18 protein-coding genes and 4 pseudogenes are annotated in these 24,023 nt (G+C 59.8%); 8 read left to right on the top strand and 14 right to left on the bottom strand.

The window, feature by feature from the left end:
* Window positions 1-4: 4 nt before the first annotated feature.
* Window positions 5-910, bottom strand: coding sequence for a nitrogen assimilation transcriptional regulator NAC (gene nac / locus ACX3YF_RS18555; protein WP_458944713.1), 906 nt, complete (start codon window positions 908-910; stop codon window positions 5-7).
* 389 nt (window positions 911-1,299) lie between these two features.
* Between nac and ACX3YF_RS18550 the strand changes: the two genes are divergently transcribed.
* The 3 genes from ACX3YF_RS18550 (at window position 1,300) to ACX3YF_RS18540 (ending at window position 5,457) form a co-directional block, all read left to right on the top strand.
* Window positions 1,300-2,508, top strand: coding sequence for an aspartate transaminase (locus ACX3YF_RS18550; RefSeq protein WP_458944712.1), 1,209 nt, complete (start codon window positions 1,300-1,302; stop codon window positions 2,506-2,508).
* Between the two features lie 9 nt (window positions 2,509-2,517).
* The gene (locus ACX3YF_RS18545) at window positions 2,518-4,062 is read left to right on the top strand and encodes an MFS transporter (RefSeq protein ID WP_458974078.1); all 1,545 of its coding nucleotides are present in this window, start codon (window positions 2,518-2,520) and stop codon (window positions 4,060-4,062) included.
* A 63-nt stretch (window positions 4,063-4,125) separates the two neighbouring features.
* Window positions 4,126-5,457: an OprD family porin gene (locus ACX3YF_RS18540; RefSeq protein ID WP_458944710.1), complete on the top strand. Its 1,332-nt coding sequence runs from the start codon at window positions 4,126-4,128 to the stop codon at window positions 5,455-5,457.
* Between the two features lie 94 nt (window positions 5,458-5,551).
* Here the strand turns inward: ACX3YF_RS18540 and ACX3YF_RS18535 are convergent, their stop codons facing one another.
* From ACX3YF_RS18535 to urtA, 9 genes are all read right to left on the bottom strand, one after another.
* Window positions 5,552-6,595 carry an AAA family ATPase gene (locus tag ACX3YF_RS18535; RefSeq protein WP_458944709.1) on the bottom strand — a complete coding sequence of 348 codons (1,044 nt, stop codon included), beginning with the start codon at window positions 6,593-6,595 and terminating at the stop codon, window positions 5,552-5,554.
* 3 nt (window positions 6,596-6,598) lie between these two features.
* Window positions 6,599-7,642, bottom strand: a complete 1,044-nt coding sequence (locus ACX3YF_RS18530; protein ID WP_458944708.1) for an aliphatic amidase — start codon at window positions 7,640-7,642, stop codon at window positions 6,599-6,601.
* 14 nt (window positions 7,643-7,656) lie between these two features.
* Window positions 7,657-8,004: an FmdB family zinc ribbon protein gene (locus tag ACX3YF_RS18525; protein ID WP_458944707.1), complete on the bottom strand. Its 348-nt coding sequence runs from the start codon at window positions 8,002-8,004 to the stop codon at window positions 7,657-7,659.
* Between the two features lie 36 nt (window positions 8,005-8,040).
* A complete protein-coding gene (gene fmdA / locus ACX3YF_RS18520) occupies window positions 8,041-9,270 on the bottom strand; it encodes a formamidase (RefSeq protein WP_003203578.1) in 1,230 nt (409 codons plus the stop codon).
* 153 nt (window positions 9,271-9,423) lie between these two features.
* Entirely contained in the window at window positions 9,424-10,113 is a 690-nt protein-coding gene (gene urtE, locus ACX3YF_RS18515; protein ID WP_013693772.1) for an urea ABC transporter ATP-binding subunit UrtE, read from the bottom strand.
* Between the two features lie 10 nt (window positions 10,114-10,123).
* The gene (gene urtD / locus ACX3YF_RS18510; protein ID WP_458944706.1) at window positions 10,124-10,882 is read right to left on the bottom strand and encodes an urea ABC transporter ATP-binding protein UrtD; all 759 of its coding nucleotides are present in this window, start codon (window positions 10,880-10,882) and stop codon (window positions 10,124-10,126) included.
* Entirely contained in the window at window positions 10,879-12,066 is a 1,188-nt protein-coding gene (gene urtC / locus ACX3YF_RS18505) for an urea ABC transporter permease subunit UrtC (protein WP_458944705.1), read from the bottom strand. The genes urtD and urtC overlap by 4 nt, the downstream gene beginning before the upstream one ends.
* 10 nt (window positions 12,067-12,076) lie before the next feature.
* The gene (urtB, locus tag ACX3YF_RS18500) at window positions 12,077-12,994 is read right to left on the bottom strand and encodes an urea ABC transporter permease subunit UrtB (RefSeq protein ID WP_079304551.1); all 918 of its coding nucleotides are present in this window, start codon (window positions 12,992-12,994) and stop codon (window positions 12,077-12,079) included.
* Window positions 12,995-13,110: 116 nt separating this feature from the next.
* The gene (gene urtA / locus ACX3YF_RS18495) at window positions 13,111-14,355 is read right to left on the bottom strand and encodes an urea ABC transporter substrate-binding protein (protein ID WP_003203587.1); all 1,245 of its coding nucleotides are present in this window, start codon (window positions 14,353-14,355) and stop codon (window positions 13,111-13,113) included.
* A 320-nt stretch (window positions 14,356-14,675) separates the two neighbouring features.
* On the opposite strand from urtA, the gene ACX3YF_RS18490 reads away from it, so the two are divergent.
* Together ACX3YF_RS18490 and ACX3YF_RS18485 are read left to right on the top strand one after the other, a co-directional pair.
* On the top strand, window positions 14,676-18,068 hold the full coding sequence (locus ACX3YF_RS18490) for an ATP-binding protein (RefSeq protein ID WP_458944704.1): 3,393 nt from the start codon (window positions 14,676-14,678) through the stop codon (window positions 18,066-18,068).
* The gene (locus ACX3YF_RS18485; RefSeq protein WP_013693775.1) at window positions 18,043-18,735 is read left to right on the top strand and encodes a response regulator; all 693 of its coding nucleotides are present in this window, start codon (window positions 18,043-18,045) and stop codon (window positions 18,733-18,735) included. Before ACX3YF_RS18490 ends, ACX3YF_RS18485 begins: the two co-directional genes overlap by 26 nt.
* Window positions 18,736-18,756: 21 nt before the next feature.
* Here the strand turns inward: ACX3YF_RS18485 and ACX3YF_RS18480 are convergent.
* A pseudogene (locus ACX3YF_RS18480) lies at window positions 18,757-19,245 on the bottom strand (reverse transcriptase domain-containing protein); the annotation flags it as partial.
* On the opposite strand from ACX3YF_RS18480, the pseudogene ACX3YF_RS18475 reads away from it, so the two are divergent.
* Window positions 19,229-19,381: pseudogene (locus ACX3YF_RS18475) on the top strand (site-specific integrase); the annotation flags it as partial. The pseudogenes ACX3YF_RS18480 and ACX3YF_RS18475 sit on opposite strands and share 17 nt — an antisense overlap.
* Before the next feature lie 8 nt (window positions 19,382-19,389).
* On the opposite strand, the gene ACX3YF_RS18470 reads toward ACX3YF_RS18475, so the two are convergent.
* The gene (locus tag ACX3YF_RS18470; RefSeq protein ID WP_448647045.1) at window positions 19,390-20,721 is read right to left on the bottom strand and encodes an IS4 family transposase; all 1,332 of its coding nucleotides are present in this window, start codon (window positions 20,719-20,721) and stop codon (window positions 19,390-19,392) included.
* Window positions 20,722-20,802: 81 nt separating this feature from the next.
* Here ACX3YF_RS18470 and ACX3YF_RS18465 point away from each other — a divergent pair.
* Window positions 20,803-21,669 (top strand): annotated as a pseudogene (locus ACX3YF_RS18465) (site-specific integrase); the annotation flags it as partial.
* A 120-nt stretch (window positions 21,670-21,789) separates the two neighbouring features.
* A pseudogene (locus ACX3YF_RS18460) lies at window positions 21,790-22,153 on the top strand (transposase); the annotation flags it as partial.
* Window positions 22,154-22,229: 76 nt separating this feature from the next.
* Here the strand turns inward: ACX3YF_RS18460 and ACX3YF_RS18455 are convergent.
* Complete coding sequence (locus ACX3YF_RS18455) at window positions 22,230-22,673, bottom strand: GlcG/HbpS family heme-binding protein (RefSeq protein WP_458944703.1); 444 nt, start codon at window positions 22,671-22,673, stop codon at window positions 22,230-22,232.
* 48 nt (window positions 22,674-22,721) lie between these two features.
* Entirely contained in the window at window positions 22,722-23,987 is a 1,266-nt protein-coding gene (locus ACX3YF_RS18450) for an MFS transporter (RefSeq protein ID WP_458944702.1), read from the bottom strand.
* Window positions 23,988-24,023: the final 36 nt, after the last annotated feature.

Here is a 24,023-nt window from a genome sequence, read left to right as displayed (position 1 = left end):
CCGTTCAGATCAGGCTGCCGCGCATCTCCGCGACCAGTTCCAGCAGGATCGCCTTGACCGCTTGGGCCGGCACCGACAACGGCAGGTGACCGGACAGACACAGGGCCAGCGGCGCCTCGACTTCAGGTTCGACAATTCGGCACATGTGTACGGAAGTGGCGGCGACCATCACCCGCGCCGAGGATTCGGGCAGGATCGTCGAGCCGAAGTGCTCGGCGACGGCGGCGGTCAGGGTGATCGATGATTCGATTTCCGCCACCACCCGCGCGCTCATGCCAATGCGCTGGAAGGCTTCATCCGCCAATCGCCGCATGACGTTGTAGGGACGCGGCAGAAGCATGTCCATGTCGGCGAGTTCGGCCAGGGGAATCTCGTCCAGCGCGCTGACCGCCGGATCGGCGCTCACCAGGTAAAGGTTCTCGCGCAGCAGCGACACGAAGCTCAAGCCATGCACTTCGCGCCCGCCATACAGCACAGCCATGTCCATCCGGCCGTTCATGATCAACTCGCTCAAAGTGGTGCCGAAGTTTTCATTGAGGTATAGCAAAATGCCCGGATGGCGCTCGCGCACCCGGCGCAACAGTGGCAAGGACAGCGTCGATGCGGCGGTGCCCGGCGCCAGGCCCACCGACACCTGCCCGGACAAGGCATGCCCCGTGGCATTGATGTCGCTTTGAGCCTGTTCACACTGGCGCAAAATGATTTGCGCATGGCCGTAGAGCACCTTGCCCGCTTCGGTCGGGGTGACGCCGCGTTTGGTCCGAATCAGCAGTTGCTGTTGCAGCTCCGCTTCCAGCGTCGCCAGTTGTTGACTGAGCGCAGGTTGCGCGACATGCAGCACATCGGCGGCCTGGGTCATGCTGCCTATATCGACGAGTTTCACGAAATACTTCAAACGGCGCAGGTTCACGGTGGCGATGCTCTTGCTTGAAAAAGGGAGACAACCCACAGGCTTTAGCAAGAGCCAGGCCAGCAGTCCCGGAACCTGTAGGAGTGAGGCTTGCCCGCGAAGAACGATGACGCGTTATACCTGAAAAACCGCGGTGCATTCTTCGCGGGCAAGCCTCGCTCCTACAAGTTTTGCGTTTCAACCATAAGCCTTTGCTATGGCTGGATCGGGGCGATCTTGCTCAACACCCGCCACGGGCATACAGGCTTGAGCGCACCACCTTGGTGCGAGCCGTGTTCAGTTCCAGCCATAAGCGATTCCTATCCGACCAGAACGATCTCGTCTTATGGCGGTGCGAGCAGCGACTCGTACTGTAGGGCCTCGTCAATGTCATCAACGAGGAACGACACGTGACCGCCTCCCGCATCGCCGCCCGTGTGCAACGTATCAAGCCGTCCCCAAGCAGCGCCGCTTCTGACCGTGCGAACGAACTTCGCCGGCAGGGCAAATCCATTATCAATCTGGTGGTCGGCGAGCCGGACTTCGATACCCCGCTGCACATTCGGCAAGCGGCCGGTGCTGCCATCGAACGTGGCGAAACCCGTTACACACAAAATGCCGGCACCCCGGAACTGCGCAAGGCGATTGCCGACAAGTTGGCTCGGGAAAACGGCCTGACTTACGGCGCGAATCAGATTCTGGTCACCAGCGGCGCGAAGAGTGCAATTTTCAATGCCTTCGCCGCGACCCTGGGCGCTGGCGATGAAGTGTTGATTCCGGCGCCGTACTGGGTGTCTTACCCGGACATGGTGCTGGCCTGCGAAGGTGAACCCGTCACCCTCGCCTGCCCGGAAGAACACGCCTTCAAACTGACCCCGGATCAACTGCGCAGTGCGATTACCGAACGCACTCGGTGGCTGCTGCTCAACTCGCCGAGCAACCCGACCGGCGCCAGTTACAGCGCTGCCGAACTGCGCGCCTTGGCCGATGTGCTGCTCGACCATCCGCAGGTGTTGCTGATGACCGACGACATCTACGAGCACATCCGCTATGAAGGTCTGGAAAACCCGCACATCCTCGCCATCGAACCGGCGTTGACCGAGCGCACCGTCGTGGTCAACGGCGTGTCCAAGACTTACGCCATGACCGGCTGGCGCATCGGCTATGCCGCCGGCCCGGCTGATTTGATCGGCGCGATGGCAACCCTGCAATCGCAATCGACCAGCAATGCCTGCTCGGTCAGTCAGGCCGCAGCGGTTGAAGCGCTCAACGGCGACCAGGCTTTCGTCAAGGACAGTGTGGTGGTTTACCAGCAACGCCGTGATCGTTGCCTGGACCTGCTCAACGCCATCGACGGTCTGAGTTGCCGCAAACCCGATGGCGCGTTCTATCTCTATGTGAACTGCTCGGGGCTGCTCGGTAAAACCACAGTTCAAGGCAAGCAGTTGAACACCGATTACGACGTGGTCATGTACCTGCTGGAAAGCCAGGGTGTGGCCGTGGTCGCCGGGACCGCGTATGGATTGGCGCCGTTCTTCCGGATGTCGATCGCCACCGACATCAAGACCCTCGACGAAGGGTGTTCGCGGATTGCCGCTGCCGTTTCGGCGCTGGGCTGAGGACCGACAATGACCGCGGCCACCCACCCTCCTTTGAGCTTCAAGCAGGCCTTGCTGGCAATGCTTGGCATCTCGCTGGTGCTGATGCTTTCGGCGCTCGATCAGACCGTGATCGGCAATGCCTTGCCGAGCATCGTCGCCGAGCTCAAGGGGTTTGAACTCTACGCCTGGGTGGCCACGGGGTACATGCTGGCGTCGATTGTCACCATCCCGATCTTCGGCCGACTGGGGGATTACTACGGGCGCAAACCCTTCGTCATCGCCGCCACCGTGATCTTCACCCTGGCGTCGCTGGCCTGCGCCGTGGCCAACGACATGCTGTGGCTGGTGATCGGCCGCGCCTTGCAGGGTGTCGGCGGCGGCATGTTGATCGGCACCGCGTTCGCCTGCATCCCGGAACTGTTTCCCGACACCCGCCAACGCTTGCGCTGGCAAATGTTGCTAAGTGCCTTGTTCAGCGTGGTCAACGCCATCGGGCCTGGGCTGGGCGGCTATCTGACCGGGGCCTACGGTTGGCGTTCGGTGTTCTACATCAATCTGCCGCTGGGTTGCCTGGCATTGTTTTTTGCCTGGCGCTATCTGCCCTATTACCGCCCGCAGCAACGGGCAAAAATCAGCCTCGACTGGCCCGGCGCATTACTGATTGCCCTGGCGCTGGGCAGCCTGCAGTTGTTCGTCGAATGGTTGGGCCATTCCAGTCTGATAGTGAGCACGGTGCTGGGACTGAGCTGCATCGCGGCGACCGTTGCCCTATGGCACTGGGAACGGCGCTGCCGACACGCGCTGCTGCCAGCGGCGTTACTCGGATTACCGAGCATGCGCCTGTTGTTTCTGCTGTCGATGGCCGCCGGGGCGATCATGTTTTCGTTGTTGTTCTATCTGCCGCTGTTACTGCAAGGCAGCTATGGCTACTCGCCGCAAGATGCCGGCCTGCTGATTACACCACTGGCGTTGAGCATCACCCTGGGCGCCATCGTTAACAGTCGCATCGTCACCCGCTTGCGCAATCCAAACCTGTTGCCGCTGTGTGGTTTTGTCGCGCTGTTGCTGGCCTGCCTTGGGCTGGCCATTGCTGGACGCAGTGCCTCGTTTAATGCGCTACTCGGCTTGATCCTGCTGGCGGGGCTTGGCCTGGGCTTCATCCTGCTGAACCTGACGGTCTTCACCCAGACCCTGGCCGAGCGTCAGTTCCTGGGGATCGCCACCGCGCTGACCCAATCGCTGCGCTTGGTCGGTGGTTTGCTGGGAACGGCGGGAATGGGGGTGTTGGTCAACCTGCTGTACAGCGCCAACCTGCAACGACTGTTCATTGCCCAAGGGCACCTCGGGGAATTGGCCTTGTACGCCGACCCACAGGTCATTTTTCGCCCCGACGCCGCCCTGCTCGAACACCCGCAATGGCTGAACCTGGCCCGTGATGCACTGGCCCAATCGGTGGGCGTCGGCCTGCTGCTGTGCACCGGCCTCGGCGTGTTGGCGTTGTTCATCCTGTACCGCTTGCCGCCCGTGAAACTGAACGTTTCACCGGCCATCGTCGCTCCTGAAAAACAATAAAAACTTCTACTGCCGCTTTTGACTGCCTCTCACAACATTCGACAACTCATGGGGATGACTCCGATGGAGCTTTTCAATCGCGCACCTAAAGTAGTGGCCGGCATTTGCGGCCTGATTATCGCTCAACAGGGTTACGCCGCCGGTCTGGTGGAAGACAGCAAGCTCAGTGTGCTGGCCCGTAACTTTTTCAGTAACGCCGACAACCGCAGCGGCGCCGCCGACCCCAATTACACTCAGGAATGGGGCCAGGGTTTCATCGCCAACTTTCAGTCAGGCTTTACTCAGGGCACCGTCGGTTTCGGCGTGGATGCGATTGGCATGTTCGGGGTGCGGCTGGACTCTGGCAAAGGTCGGCACTACAACCCTGAAAGCAAGGCCTTCAACGGCAATATCTTCCCGACCGACAGTGATGGGCGTGCCGTGGATGAGTTCGGCAGCCTGGGCCTGACGGCCAAGGCGAAGTTCTCCAACACCGAACTGAAATACGGCACGCTGGTGCCGATGTTGCCGGTGGTGATGTCCACCGACCGCATGCTGCAACAGACTTTCAATGGCGGGCAGATTCAGTCCAAAGATCTGGAGAATTTCACTTTCACCGTGGGCCAGTTGGAGCACGTCAAAGGTCGCGGCTCAAGTAACCAGATGGGCATGTCGATTCCCGGCGCGAACAACGCGCAGACCGGCGAGTTCGTGAACAAGTTCTACTACGGCGGCGTGGATTACAAAGCGACTAAAGACCTGACGTTGCAGTACTACTACGGCAACCTGCAGGACTTCTACAAACAGAACTTTCTGGGTCTCAAATACGACTGGCAGGTCGGCCCCGGCACCCTACGCACCGACCTGCGCCACTTCGACAACCGCTCCGATGGCGCCAACGGCCATGATCCCGACTTCTTTACGTTCGGCTACTACGGCGACGGCGTGACCAAAGGCAAGGTCGACAGTCGCCTGAGCAGCGCGCAATTCACCTACCTGGTGAACGGTCATACCTTCGCGGCCGGCCTGCAGCAAGTCAGCGGCGACAGTGATGCAGTCTGGTTGAACCAGGGTGACGGTTCTACCGCCTACTTCATGACGGAGTCGATGATCGGTAAGTTCCAGCGCGCCGGGGAAACCACCTGGCAGGTTCGCTACGGCTATGATTTCGCCAAGGTTGGGGTTCCTGGCTTGAGTTTCCTGGGCATGTACGAAAGCGGCTCGAACATCCGTACCCCCACCGGCGACAAGAGCGAGTGGGAGCGCAACCTGACGGTGAGTTATGTGATCCAGCAAGGTCCGCTCAAGGACCTGAGCATTGCTTTGCGCCACGCCTCGCTGCGCACCGAAGTGTCCACCCAGCGTGACAGCGACGAGCATCGGGTGATCATCAGCTACCCGATGAACATTCTGTAAAAGCCAACACGCTGGGTGATGCGCATCGTCACCCAGCGTAGTAAGACAGCGAATCCCGAGGCTATAGCATCAGACCGCAATCCGGTGCCGTCTCTTACGACAATGGAACAACCGTGAGCCTGTTTGATTCGACCGTCGCAGTCATCTGCATTGCCTGCGGATAAGCCAGCAAACACTCAGCGATGGCAGGCTCCAGCTCAACCCGCACTCGCCTTGTCAGGGCCCGAGCACCGAAGCGTGGGTCATGCTTTCGGCACAGCCAGTCGCTTGCCGCAACGTCCAGGACCAGCGTACGGCGATGCTGATCGAGACGTTGGTTGAGTTTGTTCAGTTCGATCTGCAACAACGCTTCCAGCCATTGGGTTTCGATACGTTGGAAAACCAGGATGCGATCAATACGGTTTAGAAATTCCGGTTCGAACCAGGCGTGCAACGCTCGCTCCAACATAGCCTGCTCACCTTGTGGGGCGATGCCAAGCCAGCGCCGCCAACCACGTGAAAAACGTTCCCTGTAGGTGGTCGCTTGCCGGGCGCCAATGTTGCTGGTCATGAAGATCAGGCTATTGCGAAAATCCAGCGTTCGGCTACCGCCCGCCAAGGTCAGTTGGCCATTCTCAAGAATACCCAACAAGCTGCGCACCACTTCCTTGCTGGCCTTTTCCAATTCATCGAACAGCACGATGCCTGGGCGACTGTAGGTACCTTGAATCAATTCGCTATTGAACAGACTGACGCCCTCTTTACTCCCCACATAACCAGGTGGCGCTCCGGTGAGCGCCGCCGAATAATGCTCCTGGGCCAAGGTGTGCATGTCGATGCGACAAAAAGCGTCGGCGCGACCGTGTATGGCCAGTGCCAGCAGACGGACGATTTCGGTCTTGCCGACACCGGTCGGCCCCATGAACAGGTTCACCGACAACGGCCTCTCACGTTCACCAATATCGACCTTAACCACGTTTAGCAACGCCTCGACCGCACTCATGGCATGTTCTTGGCCGACAATGCGACTGCGCAACAACGCCATGACTTGGGCGGGATTGAAGACGAAGCGTGAGGTCAACGGATCTGCTGCCGGTGATGCGCTGGTCAGGCTGGGCTGTGGGTGGTTTGGGTCGATGCGATCATTCACGAAAGGCATGGTTTAGCCTGCGTGTTTTTCTTTACCATCGTGGGGAATCTCTCCCACCGGGCAATGAGCCACGCCGACGGTGCTACGGGTCAGTTTTTCGACGTTTTCCCGGGCTTTCTCTGCATCCAGTACCCAGGTGCGGTAAAAGTCGAACGGGCAGTCAGCCACGCCCTTGTCGCCGTCCCCGGAGTTATAGACTCCGGTGTAACCGCGATGCAGCAGCTTGAACAAATGATTCTGTGATTGGTCGTTCGCTCGCGCATCGCGGATTTGCGAAACGGATAATTGTGCGTACTGAATGCCCATTTCCTCTTCACCGCATTCGCCCAGGGTGCGACCGTCGAAGCCAATAATCGCCGAGTGACCAAAGTAGGAATAAACCCCATCGAAGCCGGCCGCATTGGCCACTGCCACATAGCAATTATTGGCCCAGGCCATGCTCTTGGACATCATCACCTGCTGCTCTTTGGCCGGGTACATATAGCCCTGGCAACGGACGATCAACTCAGCCCCTTTCATTGCACAGTCGCGCCAGATCTCCGGGTAGTTGCCGTCATCACAAATGATCAAGCTGATTTGCAGGCCCTTGGGACCCTCGCAGACATAGGTCCGGTCACCCGGATACCAGCCTTCAATGGGGCACCAGGGAATGCACTTGCGGTACTTCTGGACTATTTCGCCCTGGTTATTGATCAACACCAACGTGTTGTACGGGGCTTTGTGGGGATGTTCCTCATGCCGCTCACCGGTCAGTGAAAACACCCCCCACGTGTCTGCCGCACGGCACGCGGCGGAAAAGATCGCAGTCTCTTCGCCTGGAATGCTGGCGGCAGTCGCCATCATCTCATTGTGGTCGTACATGATGCCCATGGTGCTGTATTCAGGAAACACCACCAGGTCCATGCCGGGGAGACCGCGTTTCATACCGGTGATGATGTCGGCAATCTTGCGGGCGTTTTCAATGACCTCGGCTTTTGTATGCAGCCGCGGCATTTTGTAATTGACGACCGCGACACCCACGGTGTCCGGGCTGCTGGAAATATCACCATGACGCATGAAATTTACCTCTGTTAATGGCTGATCATCCAAGGTCTGGAGCCGGTTTTACTCTTGAGCCCCTGTGGATTGGCTTTGGTCGGGGCCAGCGGTTTGCTCGGTGCGCAACAACTGCACCCACTGGGGTGACGACGGTTCTGCTGGTACTCGCCAAGCGTCTGCGGCGCGTGGGCACTTCGCTCGTTGGTCGCCATGGCCTGGCGTTGACTGCTCGACAACGTCGTCAGTGCTGGCGCAGACAACAGCAACCGCCCTCCTGGGCCCGCGCAAGACGGGCACTGGCACGACTCGTGCCGTTGGGCCATGGGCCGCAACATTGTGAAAGAGCCACAGGTTGGGCATTCGTACTCATAGGTCGGCATGGCGCTCTCCGGACATTGATCGGGCTCGGGCGTGTCTCACAGGTCCGGGGCGATCGGCAGATCGATACTGCCGTCGAGGTGTTTGATGGGGCCGTTGGCGTTGGGGTTGATGTCGAACTCGAAGATTTCGGTGGGTAACCAGAGGGTCGCGCAGGCGTTGGGGATGTCGACCACGCCGCTGATATGCCCTTGCACCGGTGCAGAGCCCAACAGTGCATAGCCTTGGGCGGGCGAATAACCAAACTTGGTCAAGTAGTTGATCGCATTCAGACAGGCCTGGCGATACGCGATATTCACGTCCAGGTAGTGTTGTTTGCCGGCTTCATCCACCGAGATACCTTCAAAGATCAGGTAGTTCTGGTAGGTCGGGATAATCGGGCTGGGTTTGAACACCGGGTTCTTGATCCCGTACTTGGCCATGCCGCCCTTGATCAGCTCGACTTTCATATGGACCCAGCCGGCCATCTCGATAGCACCGCAAAAGGTGATCTCGCCGTCGCCCTGACTGAAGTGCAGATCCCCCACCGACAACCCGGCGCCTTTGACGTAGACCGGGAAGAAAATCTTCGAGCCCCGGGACAGGTCCTTGATATCGCAGTTACCGCCATGTTCACGCGGCGGCACGGTGCGTGCGCCCGTGGCTGCGGCATCATCCCGCGCCTGGCCCTTGAGCTTGCCCATGTGTGCAGTGGCGGCCAGCGGGGCGTTAGCCAGGGGCGGCACGCGGGTCGGGTGGGTGTCGATCAACTCCTGCTCACGGCGGTTCCAGTCGCCGAGCATTACCGGGTCGGGCAGGCAACCGATCAATCCGGGGTGGATCAGGCCGGCAAAATTGACCCCAGGAATGTGCCTCGAGCTGGTGAACATGCCTTTGAAATCCCAGATGGCTTTCTGTGCGCTGGGAAAGTGGTCCGTGAGGAATCCGCCACCGTTCTGCCGCGAGAAGAAACCGTTGAACCCCCACATGGATTCGGCCTTGGCGCCGATGTCCAGCAGGTCTACCACCAGCAGATCCCCCGGCTCGGCGCCATGCACGCCCACCGGACCGGACAGGTAGTGCACGGTGGACAGGTCGACGTCACGCACATCAGAGGCGTCGTCGTTGTTCTTGATCGCGCCGGCGGTCCAGTCGTAAGTCTCGAGAATAAAGTCATCCCCCGGCTTGACCCAGCAGGCCATGGGAATGTCCGGATGCCAGCGGTTGTGGATCTGTTCGTTCTCGGTGGCGGGCTGGTTGAGGTCGACTTTGATCAAGGTATCGGTCATGGCGAAGCTCCTGAACATTAGGGATGTACCGCGTTGGAATCAGTCTCGAATGGCGGCACGAATCGGCCAATACGTTGGATGACGTACCCCTTTGAGCTGGCTTGCCAGCTGCTACAAAAGGGGCCGATAAACCATCGCGCCGCCCGGCCGCGCCTACACGGAGAGGTAGCGACTGATGGTGGCTTCGTCGACCTTGTCCCGGGTCTCCTCAATCACGAAGCGACCCTTCTCGATCACCAGGAAGCGGTCGGCGATTTCCAGGGTGAATGACAGCACCTGCTCGGAGACCACAATGGTCAGGTCGCGCAGGTGGCGGATCTCTTTCAACGTGCGGGCGATATCCTTGATGATCGACGGCTGGATGCCCTCGGTGGGTTCATCGAGCAACAACACCTTGGGATTGGTCGCCAGCGCCCGGGCAATAGCCAGTTGCTGCTGTTGCCCGCCCGAAAGGTTGCCACCCTTGCGCGAGCGCATGTCGTGGAGTACCGGAAACAACGCATAAAGGTCTTCGGGCACCTGGCCCCGGGCCGATGCCGGCAGGCCGGTCTGAATGTTTTCCAACACCGTCATGCTGGGGAAAATCATCCGTCCCTGAGGCACATAGGCGATGCCGTGCTCCACCCGCTCGTGGGTTTCCAGGTTCGAGACTTCCTGGCCATCGACGCTGACCTGCCCCCGCCACTGCGGAAGGATGCCCATCAAGCTCTTGAACAGCGTGGTCTTGCCCATACCGTTGCGCCCCATCACGGCGACGATTTCGCGTTTGGCCACGGCCAGGTCGAGGTCGTGGAGGATCTGGCTCTGGCCGTAACCACAGGACAGCTTGTCTACGTTGAACATGCCTGCTTCCTCAATGGCCTAAATAGACTTCGATGACTTTCGGGTTGTTCTGCACCGACTCCATGCTGCCCTCGGCCAGGACCTTGCCCTGGTGCAGCACCGTGACCTTGTGGGCGATGCTCTTGACGAACTCCATGTCGTGCTCGATCACCAGCACCGAGCGTCCCTGGCTGATGCGCTTGAGCAGTTCCGCAGTCTGTACGCGCTCGTTGACGCTCATCCCAGCGACCGGTTCATCGAGCATCAACAGGTCAGGGTTCTGCATCAGCAGCATGCCGATCTCCAGCCACTGCTTCTGGCCGTGGGACAGCAGGTCGGCCTGCTGCTGCAGCAGTTCGCCGAGAAAGATCTCCCGCGCCACCTCTTCAACCCGGGCAATCACTGAGGCACTGCGTTTGAAAAAAAACGCGCCAAACACCTTGCGCCCCGCCGGGTAGGACATCTCCAGGTTCTCGAACACCGTGAGGTTTTCGTAGATCGACGGGTTCTGGAATTTGCGCCCGACGCCGGCACGGACGATGTTGTACTCGCGCATCTTGGTCAGTTCCTTTCCATCGAACTGGATGCTGCCGCTGGTGGCGCGGGTCTTGCCGCAGATCAGGTCGAGCACCGTGGTCTTGCCTGCGCCGTTGGGCCCGATCACCACCCGCACTTCATTGCGGTCGATGTACAGGTTGAGGTTGTCCACGGCCTTGAAACCGTCGAAGGACACCGTCAGCCCCTCGATAACCAGCACCGGCTTGTTCATTTGAAAACCCACGGCGGTCATGGCTGCGTCTCCAGCGAAGGACGTTCAGGAGCCGGAGTCGGCGGCGCAGTGCGCGGCGTCTCCGGCAGGGGCGCGGCAACGGCGGCTTGCTGCGGGGTACGCCGTAATAAACGGCCAAGGGTCTGGCGGCCATGGCTGTCCCAGAGTCCGGCCAAGCCATTGGGAAAGTACATGACCACGGCAATGAACAGCCCGCCCATCAGGTACAGCCATAGCTCGGGGAAGGACTCGGAGAAATAGGTCTTGCCGTAGTTCACCAGCAAGGCCCCATACACCGCGCCGAGCAGCGACATGCGCCCGCCGACAGCGGCAAAGATCACCATCTCGATGGACGGCACGATGCCGACGAACGAAGGCGACATGAAGCCCACCTGCAAGGCGAACATGGCGCCGCCAATGGCCGAGAAGGCAGCAGCGATGCAGAACACGAAAATCTTGAAACTGGCCACGTCATAACCGGAGAAGCGCACCCGCTCCTCTTTGTCGCGCATCGCCATCAGCAGCCGCCCGAGCTTCGACGCGAGGACGAAGCGGCCGATGAAAATGCAGCCGAACAGCAAAGCTGCGTTAATGAAGTACAAAAGCAACTTGGCACTGTCGCTGCGCAGGTCCCAGCCGAGCAGCGTCTTGAGATCGGTGATGCCGTTGACCCCGCCGGTCATGCCCTGCTGGCCGACGATCAGCACCGTGAGAATCAGCGCGATGGCCTGGCTGACGATGGAGAAATAAACATCCCCCACCCGCCGCTTGAACAGCGCCATGCCAATGATGAAGGCCAGCACTACCGGCACCAGGATCACCGCCAACAGGGTGAAGCTGAAACTGTGGAACGGTACCCAGAGCCAGGGCAGTTCGGTGATCTGGTTCCAATCCATGAAATCCGGAATGCCCGGCGTCGACTGGATTTTGGTGCTCTGCGGGTCGGAGGCTTCGAGCTTGAGAAACATCGCCATGCAGTAGCCGCCGACGCCGAAAAACACCCCCTGCCCGAGGCTGAGAATGCCGCCATAGCCCCAACACAACACCAGGCCGACAGCGACGAAGGCATAGGTCAGGTACTTGCCCACCATGTTCAGGCGAAAAGCATCCAGGGTCAGCGGGAAGACCACAAAAATCAGCAGCGCCAACAGGGCAACGCCCAACAGGTTCCGCTTGCCCGCCAGCATCTTGTCTAAAAGCTTCATCGGCTTGCCTCTACTTGCGCACTTTGATGGAGAACAACCCTTGAGGGCGCAACATCAGGATCAGGATCACCCCGGACAGGGTCAGTACCTTGGCCATCGAACCACTGAGGAAAAACTCCGAGATCGATTGGGTCTGGGCAATGACGAACGCCGACGCAATAGTGCCGAACAGGCTTTGTGCGCCGCCGAAGACCACCACCAGGAAGGTGTCGACGATGTACTGCGAGCCCGCGGTGGGCCCGGTGGAGCCAATGGTGGTAAAGGCCGCGCCGGCCACCCCCGCGACACCACAACCGAGGGCAAAGGTCATGCGGTCGACCTTGCGCGTATTGATGCCCACGGCACGGCTCATCAACCGGTTCTGTACCGTAGCCCGTACTTGCAGGCCCCAGCGTGAGCGGTAGAGCAAGAGAAAAATGGCCCCGGTGAGCAGCAGGGTCAGGGCCATCATGAACAGACCGTTGCGCGGGATCTCGATGGACTCGGTGAGGTTGAACGAGCCCATCAACCACTCCGGCGGCGTGGCGCTGACTTCACGGGCGCCGAACACCGAACGGAAGGTCTGTTGCATCACCAGGGACAACCCCCACGTCGCCAGCAGCGTGTCCAGCGGACGTTTGTAGAGCCGACTGATCATCGCCCACTCCACCAGCCAGCCAATGGCCCCGGCCACCAGAAACGACAGGGCGATGGCGATGAAAAAGTAATAGGGTTGAAACCACGGGGTGAAATGGCTGGTCAGGCTCGAACAGACATAGGTGGTGTAGGCGCCGATCGTGAGGAACTCGCCGTGGGCCATGTTGATGACCCCCATCTGGCCGAAAATGATCGCCAGCCCCAATGCCATCAACAGCAGCACGCAGAACACGGACAAGCCGTTGAACCCCTGCATCGCCGCGATGGCACCAAATTCCGATAGCCATTCCATGATGATGGACTCCTGCTTGGAGGGAGGATGTGGAAAACCGTTGGGGCCCCATGGCCAGCCAGCCATCTCCTACACAACGCCCGTAGGAGCTGGCTGGCCAGGGATGACGCCAGCCCTTACTGGTAGCCTTTAGGGAAAGGATTCGGTTCGATCAGATCAGACTCGTACACCACCTTGAACTGGCCATCGGGCTGCACTTCACCGATGCGGGTCTTGCTCCACAGGTGATGGTTTTCATGCACTTTGACGTAGCCTTCAGGCGCGGTTTTCAGCTCGATACCCGGCGAGGCTGCAACAACCTTGTCGACATCGAAGCTGCCGGCTTTTTCCACGGCAGCCTTCCACAGCCATGGGCCCAGATACGCGGCCTGGGTCACGTCGCCGATCACCGAATCCTTGCCGTACTTGGCCTTGAAGGCGTCGACGAAGGCTTTGTTGTTGGGGTTGTCCAGGCTCTGGAAGTACTTCATCGAGGCATAGAAGCCGGCCATGTTCTCGCCGCCGATGCCCAGCAATTCATCTTCGGTGACTGAGAGAGTGAGCAAAGTCTGCTTGGCCGAATTGACGCCCGCCGCATTGAGTTGTTTGTAGAAGGCCACGTTGGAGCCACCCACCACTGCGGCGAACACCACGTCGGGCTTCTTCAGCTTGACCTTGTTGATCAGCGAACCGAACTGGGTGTTGCCCAAGGGGTAGTAGTCTTCGCCGACCACGGTACCGTGCAGCACGTTCTCAATGTGCTTGCGGGCGATCTTCATCGAGGTGCGTGGCCAGATGTAATCCGAACCCACCAGGTAGAAGGTCTTGGCGCCCTTGGTCTTGGCGATCCAGTCGAGGCTGGCGAGGATTTGCTGGGTGGCTTCCTGGCCGGTGTAGATCACGTTCTTCGACTGCTCCAGGCCCTCATAGAAAGTCGGGTAGTAGAGCAGGCCGTTCTCTTTCTCGAAAATCGGCAGCACAGCCTTGCGCGAGGCCGAGGTCCAGCAGCCGAACACCGTGGCCACCTTGTCGTTGACCAGGAGCTTCTTGGCCTTCTCGGCGAAGGTCGGCCAGTCGGAGGCGCCGTCTTCCTGAATCACCTTGATCTGCCGCCCCAGGATGCCGCCTGAAGCGTTGATCTGCTCGATGGCCAAGCGTTCGGCCTGGATCGAACCGGTCTCGGAAATCGCCATGGTGCCGGTGGCCGAGTGCAACTGGCCGACCGTGACTTCAGTGGCGGTCACCGCCAGGCCGGTGCTGTTGGCCTCGTCCGCCCATACACCCTGGCTGAACACACTGGCAGCCAGTAACGACAGGGCCGCCGCCCCTAGCGCCAAGCGGCGCGGCAACAGGCCTTTAGTCCGGATCAATGGTGGTTGCATGCTGCTACTCCTCTGCGGTGACGCTGGTGGTACGCCCTATGGCGGCCAGCAACGGTGGTGGTATCAGCATGGAGGGGCGTATCGACGACGGGTATACGCAGCCTGACGTAAGCGCGTACGTCATTTGACGTAGGGAAAAATGCACCAAGGCGGCGCAGGCTATTGCTCCAGGTCCCGACCGACCGGCACTGCGCGGACGCGCGCGTAGGCACCAGCTGGCGCGGCAAGACGGCGTGGTGCAGGGCATGAAAATTGCTCTGCTATCCGCCACGGGCACACCCGCCAGGCACGGAGCGCCTTGACCCCAGGAGTCTTTCACCGTGCTTCCACCTGGCACCCAGCGCATCGCCAAGATCCGTCGCGACTACAACAGTTGGGTCGCCGACGAAACCATGGAAGACTACGCCCTGCGCTTTACCCCGAGGTCCTTCCGCAAGTGGTCGGAACTGCGCATCGCCAACACCGCCCTGGGCGCGGTGTCGTTCCTGGCCCTGGAGGCGATTGGCGGGGTGCTGGCCCTGAGCTACGGCTTCACCAACACCTTCTGGGCGATCCTCGCGGTGAGCCTGATCATCTTCCTCACCGGCCTGCCCGTCAGCTACTACGCCGCCCGCTACGGCGTCGATATGGATCTGTTGACCCGCGGTGCCGGCTTCGGCTACATCGGCTCGACCATCACCTCGCTGATCTACGCCAGCTTCACCTTTCTGTTCTTCGCCCTGGAAGCAGCGATCATGGCCCTGGCCTTGGAGCTGTACTTCCATATCCCATTGGCCTTTGCCTATGTGATCTGCTCTGTGTTGGTGATCCCCCTGGTGGCCTATGGGGTGACCCTGATCAGCCGCCTGCAACTCTGGACCCAGCCGTTGTGGCTGGTGCTGCTGGTGCTGCCCTATCTGTTTGTGCTGCTGAAAAACCCCGAGGCCTTCAGCGACTGGACCAGTTTCCAGGGCCGTGATGCCGGCGGCGACTTCAATCTGCTGGCGTTTTGCGCGGCCTGTACCGTGGCCCTGTCCCTGGTGACGCAGATCGGCGAACAGGTCGACTACCTGCGCTTCCTGCCGGAAAAAACCGCGTCCAACCGCAAGCGCTGGTGGGCCGCCCTACTCTGCGCCGGCCCCGGCTGGATCCTGCCCGGCGCCCTGAAAATGTTCGCTGGCGCCTTCCTGGCGTTTCTCGCCCTGCAACACGAGATCCCCATCGAGCGCGCTACGGAACCGACCCAGATGTACCTGGTGGCCTTCGGTTATGTGTTCGCCTCGCCGGAATGGGCCCTGGCGGCCATGGTGCTGTTCGTCTTCGTCTCGCAGATGAAGATCAACCTGACCAACGCCTACGCCGGTTCCCTGGCTTGGTCGAACTTTTTCGCCCGGGTCACCCACAGTCACCCCGGCCGCGTAGTTTGGCTGGTGTTCAATGTGGCGATTGCCCTGATGCTGATGGAGCTGGGGGTATTCGACGTCATCGACCAGGTGCTCGGTCTCTACGCCAACATCGCCATCGCCTGGATCGGCTCGGTGGTCGCCGACCTGGTGATCAACAAACCCTTGGGGTTGTCACCGAAACACATCGAGTTCAAGCGCGCTCACCTCTACGACATCAACCCGGTGGGCGTCGGCTCCATGCTGATTGCCTCGCTGCTGTCGGTCCTCGCCCACTTCGGTCTATTTGGTGCGCTGGCCCAGGCCGCCCCGCCCTTCGTCGCCCTCGGCACCTCGCTGGTCATGACCCCGCTGCTGGCCTGGGCCACCCGCAGCCGCTATTACATCGCCCGCACCAGCGATCCGCTACTGCTGCAACCGGTGGCACCGAGCACGCAGATCACCTGCGGCCTGTGCAGCAACCCGTTCGAAACCGCCGACATGGCTTTCTGTCCGGCCTACAGCACGCCCATCTGCTCACTTTGCTGTTCGCTGGACGCGCGTTGCGGCGATCGCTGCAAACCCCACGGGCGTCTGTCGGCGCAGTTCGAAACGCTGTTGCATTGGTTGCTGCCCAATGCAACGGTGCCACGCCTGCACACCCGGCTAGTGCATTACTTGGGCCTGCTGCTCGCACTGGTCCTGATGCTCAGCGGCGCTCTGGCGCTGATCTATGGCCAGGCCTCCCAGGGGCTGCCCCACTCGCCGCAAGCCCAGGCGACGCTGTACCAGGCATTTTTCAAGGCCTTCCTGACGCTTTCGGTACTGGCGGCCATCCTCGCCTGGTGGGTGGTTCTGACGCGGGAAAGCCGCCGCGTGGCCCAGGAAGAGTCGGACCGCCAGACCCTGCTGCTGATGCAGGAAATCGAAGCCCACCGCTTGACCGACCAGGCCCTGCAAGATGCCAAGGAGGCTTCCGAGGCGGCCAACGCGGCCAAGAGTCGCTACGTCACCGGACTGTCCCACGAACTGCGTACGCCGTTGAACAGCATCCTCGGTTTTACCCAGATCCTGCAGCGCGACGCGGCCATGCCGGAGCAGCATCAGGATGCCCTGGCGACCATCCTGCGCAGCGGCTCGCACCTGCTGTCGCTGATCGACGGGCTGCTCGATGTGGCCAAGATCGAGGCCGGCAAACTGCGCCTAGAAGCGACGGAAATCCCCTTCCCGGAACTGATCCACGATCTGGAGCTGATGTTCACCCCACAAGCCCGGGACAAAGGGTTGCGCTTTCGCCTGGAGCTGATCGGCAAGATGCCGGCGGTGGTGCGAGGCGACGAAAAGCGCGTCCGGCAGATCCTCATCAACCTGTTGGGCAATGCGGTCAACTTCACCGACAGCGGCGAGGTCTGCCTGCGGGTCAGTTACATGCGCGAGACGGCAACCTTCGACATCATCGACACGGGTATCGGCATCGACCCCGAGCACATCGAGCGAATCTTCCAGCCTTTCGAACGCGGTGATCTGATGCGCCAGGACAAGGGCGTTGGCCTGGGCCTGACCATTACCCGCATGCTCACCTCGCTGATGGGCGGCGAGTTGCAGGTCAAGAGTCAGCAGGACAAGGGCACCTGTTTCCAGGTGCGCCTGTTTCTCTCGCAAGTACGGGTGCCGCAGGCGGTGATCCATGTCGAACACGACATCATCGGCTACCAGGGGCCGCGGCGTCTGGTGCTGGTAGTGGACGACCATGTGGACCATCGCAAGGTCCTCAGCGGCATGCTCACGCCCCTGGGCTTTGAAGTGGTCCAGGCCAGCAACGGCCAGGAAGCGATTCGCCAGGTCGCCCTGCTGGGGCCGGACTTGATCCTCATGGACCTGTCGATGCCGACGATGGATGGCTGGGAAACCAGTCGGCTGATCCGCCGCAATGCGTTGTCCACGGCACCGATCATCGTGATATCGGCCAATGCCTTTAACGACGAGCGCGAGCGCAGCCTGGCCAGTGCCTGCAACGACTACCTTGCCAAGCCGGTACATACCCCGGAGCTGCTCGAACGGATCCAGAAGCAGCTCGACCTACACTGGCTGCGCCGCGAAAAACCAGCCCCTGCGACATTCCCCGAACCGGGGATATTGCCCTCACAGCCTGACCTCATCGCCCTCGGCGAACTCAGCGCCATCGGCTACGTACGCGGTCTACACGAAAAACTCGACGCCATCCAGGCCGAGACGCCAGCCACCGCCCCTTTCATCAGTTCGCTACGCAAGCTGCTGAAAAACTTTCGCCTGGACGAAATCAACCGCGCCCTCAAGGAGGCAGAAGATGAATGCACTGACCACAGTCGCTGAACCCGGTGTCGTGCTGATTGTGGACGACACCCCGGACAACCTCGCCATGCTCTCCGACGCCCTCAACGATGCCGGCTACATGGTGCTGGTGGCCCTCGACGGGCTCAGCGCCCTGAACCGCATCGAACGTCGGCGTCCGGACCTGATCCTGCTGGATGCGATGATGCCGGGCCTGGACGGCTTCGAGACCTGCCGGCGGATCAAGGAGCACCCGGCCAACGCCGATATTCCGGTGCTGTTCATGACCGCGTTGACGGAAAGCAGGCATGTGGTCCAGGGCTTTGAAGTGGGTGGCAGCGACTACGTGACCAAGCCGATCCAGACCGACGAAGTGCTGGCCCGGGTCGCCGCGCACCTGCGCACCTCGCGCATCCTGCTGTCGGCCCGAGCGGCGTCACAGCCAGCCGCGCCGAGCCTGGACGACGAGCCGGCGCACAGGGTGCTGTCGGCACGCTTTCAGCTCACCGGTCGGGAAGTCGAGGTTCTGCGCTGGGTGGCCTGCGGCAAGACCAACCGCGACATCGGCACCATTCTTGATCTGAGCCCACGCACCGTGAACAAACATCTGGAACATGTGTATGTGAAGTTAGGTGTAGAAACGCGCACAGCAGCGACCTCCGTGGCGTTGTCGGCCATGACCGATTCTCGCAACAGTGCTTCAAGGTAAGCCACGATAACCAGACGTATTGTCGGATGCACGACGACTACGTACATAAATGTTCGCATCATCGGCGTAGCGCACAAAGCGATGGCCCCGCCGTTCCAGCTCGCGGTCGAGTTCGTTGAGCAGGATATTCGACAGCAACGGCGAGAGAGGGCCGCCTTGCGGCGTCCCTTCCTGCCGTCGGCTGACGATTCCACCTGTCATCGTTCCCGCTTCGAGGTAACGGCGGATCAAGCTGAGGACGCGCTTGTCTTCGATTTGACGCGCAACATGGGCCATCAGGACATCGTGGTTGACCCGATCAAAGAACTTCTCGAGATCAAGTTCCACACACCAGCGGTGTCCCGCCGCCACATGGTCACGGGCTGTTTTGATGGCTTGATGAGCGCTTCTACCCGGACGAAAACCGTAGCTGTAATCCGAGAATAGTGGGTCGAAGATCGGCGTGAGCTGTTGCAGCAGAGCCTGCTGGATCAGGCGATCCACGACACTGGGGATTGGCAAGACAGCGGTGAACAATGTGTCCGAACACGATGTTCGGGCGCTGATCCGCGCCGTGGTCAACCGCGGCGCTTACCGGCAAGCCATCAGCTTCTTCGCCGACCTCACCCAGATGTTTAGCTGGGCGAGAAAGCGCCAACCTTGGCGTAATGCTGTTCACTTAAGCGGAGCAGCCTTACGGTCCACCGGAAATCGGTTTTTTGAAATTTTCACCGTCCTTGGCCTTGAAGGCCTTGGGCGGTGATCCAGAAACAGCCCGGCAACGCCTTTTCTTAGTTCTGCTAACCGTCTACCCGTCGCCGAAACGGGATTGGCCGCAGCCATCACGATCAACTGCACGGCGATGTACTGGCAAGCCGGCTTGAATCGGATGTCCGACGGCGCTCGGCCAAACGCCACTGCTGCCTGACTCGCCTCCCGGCGAATCACGTTGTAAGCCAGCAACAGCCCCCATACTTCCTGGTAGATCAGGTCGACTTTTTTGCTGCGCAAGGTCACTGCGTTCTGCTGCATTGAGCTTTTGATATCCCTGAAGCCCAATTCGATTTCCCAGCGTTCTTGATACAACGTGGCAACGGCCTTTGTGCTGTAGGTCTTGGCCGGCAACGATGTCATGACTGTTTTTACTTTGCCTTGAATTTCATAACTGACTTCACGCGCCTCCCAGTGTGTAGGAAGAGTCGGATTTCGCTTTCTGGCTTGCGGCGACACTTTCATACGCACCAAACGATCGTTGTGGTTGTAACGGGCTACCTCCTCGCAAACCAATCCCTTTTTTGCCGGAATCAGCCAGTGGCGGTGATTGCCATCGCCGCTCAGGCTGAGCATGAGATCGGCGCTCCAGAATCCCTTATCGAACAGCGTCACGGAGTGGTCGGGAATCTTCTGCAAAAACTCATCGGCCAGACGCATTTCGCTGCGTCGGTAAGGGCTAAGTTGTGCATCCAGGATCAGGTGCGAACGCACATTCATCAGCGCCACCAGGCGCAGCATGGGAAAGGGAGTCTGGCGGTCGGTCGAGGTGTTTCCAGAACCGAAATGGTCTCGCAACTCAGGTGTATCCGGCGTGCGCAGAAGCGCACCATCGACCGCAAATACTTGCAAGTCCTGCCAGGCATCATCGGGATAGCGCTGCGCGCCCCATTGAGTGCCAGTTTTGCGAAACAACCACTCAACCGGGTCGGCCCCAAGCCGCTTGCGGGCCTCGGTCACACCGCTACGGGCCAACAGATGGTCAGAAGCCAGACCTTGGGCGCAGATGTTCAAACGCCGGGCGACTTCATGAACAGGTTCGTCGCGAAACAATGCCATTCCGAGCACCAGCCAGAGCACTTGGTCGGCAGGCAAGCGACGCCGCCGGATAGTGGCCTGGCTGGACAAATCCAGCGCAGACGCGACCCACTCGATGGGAATATTTTGAGTGAAAGTGCTCAAGTCACAGAAGTTGAAAAGGTCGCCGAGGTCGAGCAAGTCCTGTTGAACAGACATAAAAAATCCGATGCCAGAGGTCTGGCATCGGATTTTCGAAGAAGCCCGGCGAGGATTCAAATGCTTAAGTGAACAGCATTACAGCCCTGGCGGGCCTTATTGATCGAGGGTGATCCGACGGAACTGGTCGACATCTCCCCTCTGATCCCAGCCGACTACGAGGCAGAAAGAAGCCGCATCCTTTCACCGGCTGAGCTGCTGGAACTGCACAACCGCTTCCAGCAAATGACCGCCGATTACAACGCCCTCCCCGCTGGCCAAAAATACGACGGCATTCGTCCGCTAAAGAAGGAAACGCAGCTCGCGCTCTGGATCAGCCTGGGCACGCTGTGTCGGATTGGTGAATTGCTCCAGGCCGAATGGAAAAATGTCGATCTGATGCGGCAGACGTGGTTCCTCCCCAGCGAAAACGTCAAAGGCACCCGTAGCAAGAAACAGGACCACCATGTCTTCCTCTCTCCCTTCGCCCTGCATTTCTTTCAGGAACTCAAAACCCTAACGGGACATTCCCAATGGTGCTTCCCGAACAAGCTGGATGATGGGCATGTGGACGTAAAAGTGGTGAGCAAACAGGTCGGTGATCGCCAAGCCCGGTTCAAAAACCGCAAGGCCCTCTCCAGACGGCGTCATGACGATACGCTGGTCCTAGCCAACGGCCAGAACGGTGACTGGACACCGCATGACCTGCGCCGAACGGGAGCGACCATGATGCAGGCCTTGAGTGTCAGCCTGGACGTCATCGATCGCTGTCAAAACCATGTGCTGGCCGGTTCGCGGGTGAGACGCCACTACCTGCATCACTACTATGCCGAAGAGAAGAAACGCGCCTGAAACCTGTTGGGCGATCGACTCAGCGCTGTATTGTCCTCAACCTACGAACATCAACCAACCGAGTCAATGATGTCGTTTCCAGCGTACACCGCGACTGGATCCCTACCTCCTTCATAAGTCGGCGTATTTAGTGCTACGTCCTCATAGCTTCATGGACATCGTCGAGCGCTTTCTTCAGATCGATCCCGGCCTGTTGACGCCGATACCAAACTGACTCACGCGACGATGTAAGACTAAGCCCAGCGTAACGTTGAGTTGATGTGGCTGACTGGGCGATTGGCTCCGGACTTCAAAACCATTTCCGACTTTCGTAAGAACAACGGCAAAGCCATTCGCAGTGTCTGCCGGCAATTTGTAGTTCATTGCCGCAACCTCTTTTCCCAGTCGATCGATCGCCATCGACGGCAGCAAATTCAAAGCCGTCAACAATCGCGACCGCAACTTCACCCAGGGCTAGGTGAAGGCACGCATGCAGCAGATCGTGCAGAGCATTGATCGCTATCTGGCGGCGATGGATTCGGCGGATCAGGCAACTCCCGAAGTGGCCGAGGCCAAAGCCGAGCGGCTTAAAGAAAAGATAGAAACACTGAAAAAGCAGATGTAGAAACGCAAGGACATCGAGGAGCAGCTCCACGACAGTCCAGACTAGCAGAATCTCTCACAGACCCGGGCGGGCCTCAGAATGAAATGATCAGCGATCGGACCTGTTCAACGGCGGCGCGGGCACAACACTCATCAATGGTTTCGGAGGCGCCGGAAACACCAATGGCACCGATCACCTGTCCATCAAGCAAAAAGGGCTCTCCCCCACCGAACATCGCCATGTTGCGCTGCAGCGGTAACCCCTGACGGACGCCTTCCGAGCATTTTTCCAGACGCTCCTGCCAAGCCTTGGTGGAAATGCCAAACCCTACGGCAGTTAGCGCTTTGTTCAGCGCAATATCCCGCGATTGCCTGGGCGCCATGTCCATATGCGCGCTGTGAATCGGTTGCCCGCCAGCATCGACGACCACGATGCTGATGCGTACGTGCTCTTCTTCGGCCTTGTCCAAAGCCGATTGCAGCGCCTGCATGGCCAGTCTCAGGGTGATGGTGGATTGCTGACGTACAAGTTCGTTCATGCTGTGGCCTTGTCTCTCGGGCATATGTTGAGGTTTGTGCCTATCCGATCAGCGTGTCGCCCTGTCATTTGCCTGAGCGCTCTGCCGAGCGGTTATGCGCTGCGAAATCAATTGCCAAGCACAGTAAATCAACAGGAAGGTGCCGGCTATTTGCATTGCCCAGGGGCCACCAAACCTTGCGGCCAACTGGCCGGCGATCAGGCCTCCAATCGCGTCGAAGCCAAAGCGTGTCGAGGTGTAGATCGATACCACCCGACCACGCAATACTTCCGGCGCCTGGCTTTGCAGCAGGATGTTGGTGCCGACATTGTTGATCGTTACGCCGAAACCCAATACGGCCATTGCAACCAACGACAACACCAGGTGGGTGCTGGCCGCAAACGCCAACAAGGCGATAGCGCTGAATGTGGCGGTGACGATAGTCAAACGCTGCAGTTGCTCGGCGGATTGGCGACCGGCGAGCAGCAGCGTCGAAAGCAGTGAGCCGAATCCCGCCGCCCCCCAAAGCCAGCCCAGCGTCCTGGCATCACCGGAAAAGATGTCGCGAGCGAACACCGGCAATAATACGGCGTAGCTGGAGGCGCTGACGTTAACGACCAATACACCCAGGATCAGGCCGCGCACCGACGGCGTTTGAAGCGCGTAGGCCAGGCCTTCGCGAAAGATATTGCCCATGGTGCCGTTGGCACGCACGCCTGCGCTCATGCGAACGGCCAGCAGGCCGAAGATGAGTGCAGCGTAAGACAGTGCATTCAATGCAAAACAACCAGCCTCGCCGACCATGCCGATCAGTATCCCAGCCAGCGGCGGGCCGATAAAACGAGAACAGGTGAATAGCGTCGCATTCAACGCCAGAGCATTCGGCAGGTCTTCGACATTGTCGACAAACCGGCTCAGCAGCGATTGGCGCAGCGGCGTGTCCACTGCGTTCAGCACACCCAGTGCGAATGACATGATGACAATCAGGTTGGCGCCAATATGGCCGCTGTAGGTCAGCAATGCCAATAGCAGTGCCTGGATCCCCAGCAGGGTCTGAGTGAACAACAGCAGTCGACGTTTATCATGTCGATCAATCCATGCACCGGCGATCGGGCCGACCAGCAACTGCGGCAACAAACTGGCGCAGGTCGTGATACCCAGAAGGGCTGCGGAGTCTGTAAGACGATAGACAAGCCAGGACAGCGCCACCATCTGTACCCAGGTGCCCAGCGTGGAAATCGCATGGCCAATGAAGTAAAGGCGGAAGTTGCGATGGCGTAGCGCCCGAATGGAGTACGGCCAACGAGACGACGCAGGTGATTGGAGGTGATTCACGACAGGGATCCCGTCAGCGGCAAATAATGTTCACAT

This window comes from Pseudomonas fluorescens group sp. PF-69 (assembly GCF_054481235.1).
Note: the sequence above shows the minus strand (reverse complement) of the source record. Positions and strands in the feature narration are given on the sequence as shown.